This window comes from Pseudomonas sp. Root562 (genome assembly GCF_001427125.1).
Taxonomy (GTDB): Bacteria; Pseudomonadota; Gammaproteobacteria; order Pseudomonadales; family Pseudomonadaceae; genus Aquipseudomonas.
In genome coordinates this window covers 40783-51719 of sequence record NZ_LMGK01000013.1, presented here as the reverse complement: position 1 = coordinate 51719, position 10937 = coordinate 40783, and the positions used below count along the sequence as shown (strand labels likewise).

General features: G+C 57.6%; 12 protein-coding genes. 3 read left to right on the top strand and 9 right to left on the bottom strand.

Annotated elements, in window-relative coordinates:
• The 9 genes from ASD60_RS13165 to ASD60_RS13125 all read right to left on the bottom strand — a co-directional run.
• On the bottom strand, positions 1 to 258 hold a 258-nt coding region (locus ASD60_RS13165), incomplete at its 3' end, for an electron transfer flavoprotein subunit beta/FixA family protein (protein WP_442965997.1).
• A gap of 62 nt (positions 259 to 320) precedes the next feature.
• A complete protein-coding gene (locus ASD60_RS13160) occupies positions 321 to 1523 on the bottom strand; it encodes a CaiB/BaiF CoA transferase family protein (RefSeq protein WP_056854423.1) in 1203 nt (400 codons plus the stop codon).
• Positions 1524 to 1597: 74 nt separating this feature from the next.
• Complete coding sequence (locus ASD60_RS13155) at positions 1598 to 2761, bottom strand: acyl-CoA dehydrogenase family protein (RefSeq protein ID WP_056854422.1); 1164 nt, start codon at positions 2759 to 2761, stop codon at positions 1598 to 1600.
• Positions 2762 to 2827: 66 nt separating this feature from the next.
• A complete protein-coding gene (locus tag ASD60_RS13150; RefSeq protein ID WP_056854421.1) occupies positions 2828 to 3424 on the bottom strand; it encodes a thiamine pyrophosphate-dependent enzyme in 597 nt (198 codons plus the stop codon).
• Complete coding sequence (locus ASD60_RS13145; RefSeq protein ID WP_019579805.1) at positions 3412 to 3951, bottom strand: thiamine pyrophosphate-binding protein; 540 nt, start codon at positions 3949 to 3951, stop codon at positions 3412 to 3414. The genes ASD60_RS13150 and ASD60_RS13145 overlap by 13 nt, the downstream gene beginning before the upstream one ends.
• A gap of 172 nt (positions 3952 to 4123) precedes the next feature.
• Positions 4124 to 5338, bottom strand: coding sequence for a pyridoxal phosphate-dependent aminotransferase (locus tag ASD60_RS13140; protein ID WP_056854420.1), 1215 nt, complete (start codon positions 5336 to 5338; stop codon positions 4124 to 4126).
• On the bottom strand, positions 5335 to 5973 hold the full coding sequence (locus ASD60_RS13135; RefSeq protein ID WP_056854419.1) for an RraA family protein: 639 nt from the start codon (positions 5971 to 5973) through the stop codon (positions 5335 to 5337). The genes ASD60_RS13140 and ASD60_RS13135 overlap by 4 nt, the downstream gene beginning before the upstream one ends.
• Positions 5973 to 6635 (bottom strand): RraA family protein, encoded by a 663-nt coding sequence (locus ASD60_RS13130; RefSeq protein WP_056854418.1) that lies wholly within the window; start codon positions 6633 to 6635, stop codon positions 5973 to 5975. The genes ASD60_RS13135 and ASD60_RS13130 overlap by 1 nt, the downstream gene beginning before the upstream one ends.
• Positions 6635 to 7300 carry an RraA family protein gene (locus ASD60_RS13125; protein ID WP_056854417.1) on the bottom strand — a complete coding sequence of 222 codons (666 nt, stop codon included), beginning with the start codon at positions 7298 to 7300 and terminating at the stop codon, positions 6635 to 6637. The genes ASD60_RS13130 and ASD60_RS13125 overlap by 1 nt, the downstream gene beginning before the upstream one ends.
• 104 nt (positions 7301 to 7404) lie before the next feature.
• Here ASD60_RS13125 and ASD60_RS13120 point away from each other — a divergent pair, with 104 nt between their 5' ends.
• The 3 genes from ASD60_RS13120 to ASD60_RS13110 all read left to right on the top strand — a co-directional run bounded on the left by ASD60_RS13120 (position 7405) and on the right by ASD60_RS13110 (position 10887).
• Positions 7405 to 8298: a LysR family transcriptional regulator gene (locus ASD60_RS13120; RefSeq protein WP_056854416.1), complete on the top strand. Its 894-nt coding sequence runs from the start codon at positions 7405 to 7407 to the stop codon at positions 8296 to 8298.
• A gap of 155 nt (positions 8299 to 8453) precedes the next feature.
• Positions 8454 to 9272 carry an alpha/beta fold hydrolase gene (locus tag ASD60_RS13115; protein ID WP_056854415.1) on the top strand — a complete coding sequence of 273 codons (819 nt, stop codon included), beginning with the start codon at positions 8454 to 8456 and terminating at the stop codon, positions 9270 to 9272.
• Between the two features lie 166 nt (positions 9273 to 9438).
• A complete protein-coding gene (locus ASD60_RS13110; RefSeq protein WP_056854414.1) occupies positions 9439 to 10887 on the top strand; it encodes an alanine/glycine:cation symporter family protein in 1449 nt (482 codons plus the stop codon).
• The last annotated feature ends 50 nt before the right edge of the window (positions 10888 to 10937 follow it).

Here is a 10937-nt window from a genome sequence, read left to right as displayed (position 1 = left end):
GACGAGGATGGCACGGTCGGCACCCAGAGCCAGCGCGGTGCGCAGTTGCTCCTGAGCGGTGGACGGGCCGACGGAGACGACGACGATTTCAGTCGCAACACCCTTCTCTTTCAGGCGTACGGCTTCTTCGACGGCGATCTCGCAGAATGGGTTCATCGACATCTTGACGTTGGCAAGATCGACGCCGGAATTGTCCGCCTTGACGCGAACTTTCACGTTGTAGTCGACTACTCGCTTCACAGCTACCAGGGTCTTCATTGGACGGTGTTCTCTCAAAAACTTTGATCGTTGCAAGCAGGCCTTTTGTTTTCAGACAAAGGCTAAATCGCCCCGGCTGCACGCATTTGTTCAATACGGTCCGGACCCAGCCCCAGTTCCCTGAGCACCTGCTCGGTGTGCTGGCCGAGACCCGGAACGGCATCCATGCGAGGCTCGAACGCGCTGTTGCTGCCCGGAGGTATCAAGCTCGGGACGATACCGGCGCTGGTTTCGACTTGCCGCCAGCGATCACGGGCCTGAAGTTGCGGATGGTCCCAGACGCCTTGCATATCGTTGACCCGGGCGTTGGCAATTTGCGCATGCTCCAACCGATCCAGTACCGCATCAAAATTGAGTCTGGAGAACGATTCAACAATGATTTCCCGCAGCGTCTGACGGTTCTCGACGCGCTTGAAGTTGGCGCAGAAGCGTTCGTCTTTCGCCAGTTCAGGTGCAATCAGGACTTTGTCGCAGAACAGCTGCCACTCTCGTTCGTTCTGCAACCCCAGCATGACTGTGGTGCCATCACCGATGGGGAAGGGGCCATACGGGTAGATTGTGGCGTGCGCGGCGCCGGCGCGCGGGGGCGGTGCAGCACCGTCGTAGGCGTAATACATCGGGTAGTTCATCCACTCGACCAGGCTTTCCAGCATGGACACATCGAGGTGGCTACCTTCACCAGTGCGTCCACGCAACAGCAAGGCAGAAAGAATTCCGGTGTAGGCGTACATGCCGGCCGCGATGTCAGCAATCGAGCAACCAGCCTTGGCCATGTCTTCCTCAGCCGGTCCGCCGGTGACCGACAGGAATCCGCCTTCGCTCTGGATCAACAGGTCATAGGCTTTTTTCTTTTCATAGGGGCCGCCTGCGCCGTAGCCTGAAATATCACAGACAATCAGGCGTGGAAATCGCTGATGCAAAGCCCCAAATGAAAGTCCCATTCGTGCTGCCGCACCCGGCGCCAGGTTCTGCACCAGGACATCAGCAGTGGCCAGCAAACTGTCTAGCACCTCGGTGGCTGAATCTTGTTTGAGATCGAGGGTCAGGCTTTCTTTCGAGCGATTGGTCCAGACGAAGTGCGAGGCGAGGCCGTTGACGCGTTGGTCGTAGCCTCTGGCGAAGTCACCCGCGCCAGGGCGCTCGACCTTGATCACACGCGCACCAAGGTCGGCCAGTTGTCGGGTGCAGAAGGGCGCTGCAATCGCATGCTCAAGGCTGACGACGGTAATCCCATCGAGTGGACGGATACCTTTGGGTTGGCTCATGATTATTATCTCTCTTGTCATGGCTCCCCAGTCGCGCCTGCTTAAGCCGACGCACTGGGCTTTACGCTGTTCCTTTAGAAGGAGCGCGGCAGTTCAAGCAGGTGTTCGGCAACATACGAAAGGATCAGGTTGGTGGAGATTGGCGCCACCTGATACAGCCGGGTTTCGCGGAATTTACGCTCGACGTCGTACTCGCAAGCAAAGCCGAAGCCCCCGTGAGTTTGCAGGCAGGCATTGGCCGCTTCCCACGAAGCTTTGGCGGCCAGGTACTTGGCCATGTTGGCGCTGGCACCGGCGTTGATGCCGCTGTCGTATTCCTCGCAAGCGCGCCAGCGCATCAGGTCAGCCGCTTCGATTTCGATGTGTGCTTCAGCGATGGGGAACTGAACGCCTTGGTTCTGCCCGATAGGGCGTCCGAACACCACGCGATCGCGGGCATAGGCGCTGGCCTTTTCGATAAACCAACGACCGTCGCCAATGCATTCGGCGGCGATCAGTGTGCGTTCAGCATTCAGGCCATCCAGGATGTACCTGAATCCTTTGCCTTCCTCGCCGATGAGGCTATCGGCAGGAATTTCCAGGTTGTCGAAGAACAGTTCGTTGGTTTCGTGGTTGACCATGTTGGCAATCGGTTGCACGGTCAGGCCGTTACCAATGGCCTCACGTAGGTCGACGAGGAAGATCGACATCCCTTCGGACTTTTTCTTCACGTCGGCCAAAGGAGTAGTACGCGCTAACAGGATCATAAGATCGGAATGCTGGACGCGGGAGATCCAGACCTTCTGCCCGTTAATGACGTACTTGTCACCGCGTTTGATCGCTGTGGTCTTGATCTTTGTGGTGTCGGTACCGGTAGTCGGCTCGGTCACGGCCATCGATTGCAGGCGCAATTCGCCGCTGGCCAGTTTCGGCAGGTAATAGCTCTTCTGCGCCTCGCTACCGTTACGCAGCAGGGTGAACATGTTGTACATCTGCCCGTGAACGGTGCCGGAATTGCCGCCGCAGCGATTCACCTCTTCGAGGATGACCGAGGCCTCGGCCAATCCCAGGCCGGAGCCGCCATACTCGACGGGAATCATCGCTGCCAGCCAACCTGCATCGGTCAGAGCCTTGACGAAGGTTTCCGGGAAGCCTTTTTCTTCGTCGACTTTACGCCAGTAAGCCGCATCGAATTCAGCGCATAGAGCACGTACGCCCTCGCGGATGGCATTGAGTTCGTCAGAGTTGCGGTCAGTCATTATTGTTCTCCTCAACGCGTCACGCACGGCAGCCGCCCTGCGTGACCGGGTACGGGCAAAGATTGGTCAGATCGGATTGAAACCCAGTGCAGCACGAAAGCGATTCTTGATGTAGTGACCGTCTCGCGGTGGCAGCACGCGTGGCGGGTTTTCCGCTTTGATCTTGATCGTTGCGAGCTTGACACCATCGCGCGTTGTGAAACGCTCGCGCAGGTTGTGTACGCCTTCCATGTCACGGATTTCATCGGTCCAACTGAAGCCGCAAGTTTTCGCGACCTGGTCCAGGGAAATACCAAATCCCGCATGGCTGACCTGCATGCCGGTCTCGCCGAAGTGGCCGTTATCCAGTACCGCAATGGTCAGGTTGGCAGGCTTTTGCAGGGCAACCGTAGCCAGGGCGCCGAAGCCCATCAGCAATTCACCATCCCCGGTGACGACGACCACTGATTTGTCAGGTTGCGCATTGGCCAGGCCAAGGCCAACCGTGATGGCACTGCCCATGGCGGCCCACAGGTAATAGTTCAGGTCGTTGTCGCCTGCGGCCATGACGTCGTAGGACGCCGAGCCCAGACCGGTCACGACCAACACGTCTTTGCGGTCGGCCAGGAGGGCTTTAACCACTTCGCGGCGGCACAGAGTGTGGTTTGCGCTTACTTGACCCATTTCTTTTCTCCAATCAGGCGTTGACCGAGCAGCAGGGCGGTGGAGGAATCTCCGTTGAATGCCATCGTCGCGGCACCGTGCAGCAGCGGAGCGACGTCTTCCGGGACGTCCGCGCGCCAGGTCATGACCTTCATCAGGTTCAGAGAGGCTTCGGTTGCCTGACCCATAGGGTTCTGCCACGCGTTGAATTCGGCCCAGTCGCCTCGCATGGTGACGACCATCAGCAGCGGGAAGCCGGCGCAGACTTGCAGAGCGAGGGTGTTGATGCAGTTCCCGACTCCGCTGGACTGCATAAGCAGAGCGCCGCGTTCCCCGCCAAGCCACGCCCCTGCCAGGTAGCCGATGCCTTCTTCTTCGGTGGTGAGGACGACGGCTTTGATGTCTGGGTCCGCATACGACATGCGTATCGCTGCCGAGTGGCCGGCATCCGGTACAAAGACCACGTGTTTGACGTTGTGGGCCTTGAGCACGCGGAACACGTCCTCCTGCCAATCCTGTCCCACGGTTTGTTCAGCTTCTGTTGACATACCCATCTCCCAAGCAGTGCTGCTTTTGTGTTTTCACTCATTCTGGGATGGCTGGAACCGAACTGCGACTACCGTTTTTGTCTTTGAGATATGCCCGATTTTTATAGCTGGTTAGGGGCGCGTGGCGTGTCGGGCAAATGCGATAGCCACGCTTTATAGGACGGGACAATGATTAACGCAGGGAGGTGCAGAATGTACGGATGGCCTCGCAGGCTCGGCGCAATGAAGCATCATCCAGCGCATAGGCAATACGAATGTAAGGACCAAGTCCAAACGCGCTGCCATGCACCACGGCCACATCTGCCTCATCGAGTAGCGCATGTGCAACATCTTCGTCGGTGTGCAGTACCCGGCCACCCGGTGAGGTAAGGCCGATCAACCCGGCGCAGGAAGCGAACGCGTAAAAAGCTCCTGCCGGACTGACACATTCAAGACCTGGCGTGTTATTCAGCAGCGCCACCATCAAGTCGCGACGACCCTGGAAAGCAGCGCGGCTTTCACGGATAAAGTCCTTGGGACCCTCCAGAGCAGCAAGTGCGGCTTGTTGCGAAATCGAGCTGGCGCCAGAGGTTTGCTGACCTTGCAGTTTTTCCATAGCCTCCAGCAGCCAGCGTGGTCCGGTAGCAAAACCGATGCGCCAACCGGTCATGGCATAGGCTTTAGATACACCGTTCATGGTCAGTGTTCGCGGTGCCAGCCGCGGTTCGACTTGGGCCAGGGTATGGAAAGTTTGATCGTCGAAGATCAAATGCTCGTAGATGTCATCAGCCAGAATCAGCACGTGAGGATTAGCCAACAACACTTCAGCCAACGCTTGCAGTTCGCCCCGGCTGTACACCGCGCCGGTCGGGTTGGACGGCGAATTGAGGATTAACCAGCGGGTCTGCGGTGTGATCGCCGCGGCCAACGCAGGTGGTGTTAGCTTGAAGCCGGTACCCGCATCGCACGTCACTATCCGGGCTTCACCTCCACACAATTGAACCATCTCCGGGTAACTGACCCAGTACGGCGCCGGCACGATGACCTGATCGCCCTCATTAAGGGTTGCTGCCAAGGCGTTGTAGATCACCTGTTTGCCACCGTTACAGACGAGGGTGTCTTGCCAGGTGACATCCAGGCCATTCTCGCGGCGGAACTTGGCGGCCACTGCTTCTCGCAGTGAACGTTCACCGGCAACTTGTGTGTAGCGGGTATGGCCGTGCTCGATGGCGACAATAGCCGCTTCGCGAACATGCTTGGGCGTATCGAAATCTGGCTCGCCGGCGCATAGCGAAATGATCTTCGCACCTTGTGCCCGGCGTTCCGCTACACGGTCCATGATCCGATAAGTCGCTGATGGTTGTGCGCTGGCCAGGCGTTGATTCAGTCGTTGGATAACGGCGCTCATGCGCGGGTTCTCCACTCAGTCAGGTTCATCAGCTCCAGTGTCGAGCGGCCTTCGGTCAATGCCTGCATCATCTGCACTTCCTTGTGCGCACGCGCCTCGCCTTCGGCCAGCGTGCGTGCCGCATCAGCCTTGGGAATGATAATCACGCCGTCATCGTCGGCCACAACCAGATCGCCCTGAGCCACGAAAGCACCGTTGAAATTAAAGGGTTGTCCAATCGAAGGCGCGCTTACCTTGACGGTGCCTTTCACCGAGATTCCGCGGGCAAAGACCGGAAACTGGCGTTTCTTCATGGCTGCTATATCTCGTACGCCGCCATCGATTACCAGACCGACCACGCCAGCCGCTTCAGCCGCCACTGTGAGCACTTCGCCCCAGTAACCGGCGATGAAGCTACCTGTGCCTACCACCAATACGCTGCCACGAGGCACTCGTTCCATGGCCAAGTGCAGGGCGAGGTTATCGCCCGGCGAACATTCCAGCGGGTAGGCGGGGGCAGCGATGAAGGCGCCGTCCCAAATTGGACGGATCGTACTGTCGACCGCACAAGGAAGATGGGACGCTTCATACAGCGTCGAGCTGCCTAACACTTTTGCCCGTTCGTGGAAATTCAGGGGGAGGGGGAGCATGGTCATCAGACTTTCCTCTGCAAGCTGTGGTAACCCAATGCAGCGCGGGCTTCTTCAAGGGTTTTGCCTTGAGCGATCAGGGCGCGAATGTCGGCTTCGACCGATTCGATCTGACGAGCACACGCCGCCACTTCAGCCGCGCGAGCACGGGGGACGATGACCACGCCATTGGCGTCGGCGACCACGATGTCGCGGGAGCAGACTCGGGCTGTGCCGACAGACACTGGCTGGTTCACCGATTGAACTTGTACGCGGTCTTTGCCGGTGCGCATAAAGCGGCCTTTGCTGAAGATCGGATAGCCGTCGCCCAGCGCTTTGTTCACGTCACGGCAAACTCCGTCGATGACCGTTGCAGCGATCTGCCGGTGGCCGGCGTACTGGGTCATGATGTCGCCCCAGACAGTGCAGTCGGTACGGCCGCCATTGTCGATGACCACCACATCACCGGGTGCCACGTCTTCGATGAAATCGCCCACGGTGCCAGGAGGTACGCTGGCCGTGACGTACTGCACGGTGAAGGCCGGTCCGACGATAACCTTGCTGTAGTTGTCCAGCGGTGCCACGCCGAGGCATTGACCGGGCAGGCCTAGCTTGTCCAGGGCATCGGAGACGCCCGGGGTGTCAAGGCCTTCAAATAAGGCGACCAGGGTTTGATCTTCAAGATTCATCAGGCGTGCTCCACGTGGATCGCTTCGAATTGGGTGTCATGCATGACCTCGGCCACCGAACGGCCGCTGCGCACTGCCTCGACCATTGCGTCCTGGCGGCGGGCGATGCGCTCGCCAAGGTCGACCACCTTGTCGATATAGGCTTGTGGGACGAACACAGTTCCGCAGGTATCGGCAATGACATAGTCGTCTTCATTAACGTCGACGCCGGCCACTTTTATGGTCACGGCCGCGTCGATCTGAATGACTCGATTGCGGGCACTGATCATGGTGACCCCGCGTCCGTAAACCGGGTAGCCAATCGATTCGCTGCCATCGATGTCTCGACTGAAACCATCGATCACAGTGCCGCGTACTTTCTTGCGGGCCGACGCGTTGGCCAGGATGTCGCCCCAGCACGAGATGCCCTCGATACCGCCGGCGATCACGAGTACTCGGTCGTCGCTGTCGATCTTTTCAACCACTGGGGTAATCAGATGCACTGTAGGTGCACTGTCAGATTTCGGGGCCAGTTGTACCGTACTGGCGCGGCCTACGATCTTTGGGCAGTTCCACAGGGGACGCAGCCCAATGGTGGCACCCGGCAGGCCAAGGAAGTCGAGCGCATCGGACACCGTGTTGGTGTCCAGCGCTGCCAAGCGATTTAACAAGCTCTCATGGATCATGGGGTAGCCCCTCTAGTGACGAGGCGCCCAGTGTCGGTGAGGCTATTTGATAGGTATATTACTAATCACAGAACTATTAGATACGTTAAACCTATGGGTTAATCATGATCAACTTTCGTCTGATTCGTCATCTCTGGTTGTTCCTGGCGGTTGCCGAAGAACAGAATTTTGGCCGCGCGGCCAAGCGTTTGGGTATGTCCCAGCCTCCGTTGAGCGAGCAGATTCAGGTGCTGGAGCAGGCGCTCAAGGTCAAGTTGTTTGATCGCTCGCGACGTGGTGCAAAGTTGACGCCGGTGGGGGCGGCGATCCTGCCGGCCGTGCGTAAGTTCGCCGACCAGCTTGAGCGCCTGGAACTTGCCGTGGAGGAGGCAGTGGCGGGGCAGTCGGGGATGTTGACCATTGGAGCGATTTCCACGGCAATGTTCGATGTCTTGCCGAGGCTGATCGAGCAATTGAAGAGCGACTATCCGCACCTCACCGTGTCCGTGCGGGAAATCGACAGCGTTGAAGCCGTTCCGGCGCTGGAAGCCGGCGATATCGACTTGGCGTTCGCCCGCCTGGATGGTGATTTGGGGGCCTCGATCAAGTCACTGCCGCTGTTGGAAGATCGACTGGTGGTGGCTTTGCCCAGTGATCATCCCTTGGCTTCACGCACTCGAATCAGTTTGTCCAGTCTGTCCAACGAGCCCTTGGTGATGTTTTCCCGAAAGGTCAGCCCGGTATATTTCGACAATCTGATCGCGACCTGCCGGGCCAGTGGTTTTTCCCCTCGCGTGTTGCATGAAGTGCGCTCTGTTGCCTCGCAAATCGCCTTTGTCAGCTACGGTCAAGGCATTGCGCTGGTACCGGCTTCGCTGAAGAAAATGGCGCCGGCCAATGTGGTATTTCGACCGCTTAGCCAGAAGCTCAATGTCGTGACCACTGCCATGGCCTGGAATGCTGATCGGCCTAATCCGCTGGTGGAGGAAGTGGTTGACCGTTTCCGTACCAAGACCTGAGTCGGCCAATATGCTCGCTCATCGGTTGATAGGTTTGGCGTATGAAAGCGTTCCCCAATTAGGAATTTACAGAACATACGATTCCCTTGAAATTGTATGCCTGATTGCCGGCAAACCTGGCCCGGCGCTACCTTTTCGCTCAAGGAGTCAATAACGTGCCTTCACCAGAAAGCTTCAGTCACGTGCAACTTCCTCTGACGGTGGAGGGTGTTCAGTTGAACGTGGCGGCCATCCATCGCGAGGGCGTCCTGGCGCCAATTGTGTTCCTGCATGGTTTTGGTTCGACCAAAGAAGACTATGCCGACATCGTGCAGCAGTCAGCATTTGCTGGTCACCCCTTCGTCGCTTACGACGCACCGGGTTGCGGTGAAAGCCAGTGCAATGACCTTTCCAAAGTTTCCATACCCTTCCTGATGCAGACGGCATTGCAGGTGTTGGGACATTTTGGCATCGAGCGCTTCCATCTGGTCGGCCACTCCATGGGTGGGCTGACCGCACTGATGTTGGCCCATGAGTTCCCGGAGCGGGTACTCAGCTTCGTCGATATCGAGGGCAACATCGCCCCGGAAGATTGCTTCCTCAGCCGGCAGATTGTTGACTATCCGAGTAACGATCCCGAGTCGTTTTTCGCGGCATTTATCGAACGCGCCCGGCATGCCACGGCCTATGCCAGTGCACTTTATTCCGCGAGCTTGCGGCACAAAGTTCGTGCCGGTGCAGTACGGGGAATTTTCGAGTCGATGGTTGACCTCTCTGATAACGCTGACCTGATGGGTAAGTTCCTTGGGTTGGAATGCCCTCGAATGTTCATGTACGGCGAGCAGAACGCGTCACTGTCCTATCTGCCGTATATCCAGGCTGAAGGTGTACGGCTGGCAGCAATTCCTGAGTGCGGGCATTTCCCGATGTATTCCAACCCTATCGCGATGTGGCAGCAGATCGCCGATTTCCAGGCAAGCAGCCTTACCGGGTAAGCCCTGCCGTTCTGAGGGCTTTCGGATTTTTCGCGGGAGCCCCTCAGGCCACGCAATTGAAATTCACAAAGCTGGTTCAGTCACTTCTGCTGCTCTCGGGCGGCGATGTGTGCAGGCGCATGCGTGCCTGAAATTCGTGTACCTATAACAACAAGAGGTTCGACCCATGCTTGAAGTCATTAACAGTTTTCTTTCCGGCAAGCTTCTGATCGTGCTCATCGTAGGCTTGGGCGGCTACTTCACGGTGCGCTCACGCTTTGTCCAGTTCCGCCATTTTTTGCATATGTTCGGCGCGTTCCGCGATAGCGTGCAAAAGAGTGCTGGCCAGATCAGTTCGTTTCAGGCTCTGATGCTGAGCCTCGCCGGTCGTGTAGGCGCAGGCAATATCGCTGGTGTCGGCTTGGCGGTCACGTTGGGTGGTCCAGGCGCGGTGTTCTGGATGTGGATCACGGCCCTGGTCGGTATGTCCACTAGCTACTTTGAATGCAGCTTGGGGCAGTTGTACAAACGGTGTGATGCGAATGGGCAGTTCCGAGGCGGGCCGTCGTATTACATCCAGTACGGACTGAAGCAGGCCTGGTTGGGCAAGGTCATGGCCTTGTTGCTGCTGGTGACCTTTGGTTTCGCCTTCAACGGACTGCAATCCCACGCTGTGACTCACTCACTGAATAATGCCTTTGGTTTCTCTACGACGTATTCCGGCATTGCGGTTGCCGTGTTGCTTGGTCTGGTATTCATGGGCGGTATCAAGCGAATCGCTGCCGTCTCGGATCTGCTGGTGCCCGTTAAAACGCTGGCTTACATCGGTGTCACTGTCTACGTGATCGTGCTCCAGTTCGATCATGTCCCTGGCATGCTGATGACCATCTTCAAAAGCGCTTTCGGTCTGGATCAGGCCTTCGCCGGCCTGGTCGGCAGTGCCATTGTGATGGGCGTCAAGCGTGGGGTATTTGCCAACGAGGCGGGACTCGGCAGTGCACCAAACGTGGCAGCGGTGGCGAAAGTGGATCACCCCGCAGCTCAAGGTGTGGTTCAAGCCTTCAGCGTGTTCCTCGATACTTTTGTGATCTGTACCTGCACGGCGCTGTTGATTTTACTCTCAGGCTTTTACACGCCGGGATTCGAAGGAGATGGGCTGGTACTAACCCAGAATGCGCTTGCTGCTGTGGTTGGAGACTGGGGGCGCACTTTTATCAGCGTGGCGTTGGCTCTCTTTGTGTTCACTTCGATCCTCTACAACTACTACCTGGGCGAGAATAATCTGCGCTTTCTGCTGGGGGACAAGCGCGCTGCCGTAATGGTCTATCGTGGACTGGTATTGCTGCTGGTCCTGTGGGGAGCCATCCAGAATCTGGAAACGGTCTTCGCCTTTGCCGATATCACTATGACGCTGCTGGCCTTCGTGAATCTGATTGCCCTGGCGCTGTTGTTCAATGTCGGGATGCGCTTGCTGCGTGACTACGACCAGCAACGCAAGGCTGGCATCAAGACACCGGTCTTTGATTCAAGCCAGTTCAGGGATCTTGATCTTGATTTGCAGGCATGGCCGAATATGGAACAGGTGACCAAGGATATCCACGAACCTTCCACGCAGGTGGCATCCGCTACCCCGTGATGTAAAAAGGGCCCATGGATCATCATGGGCCCTTTTAATTAACCGCAGAA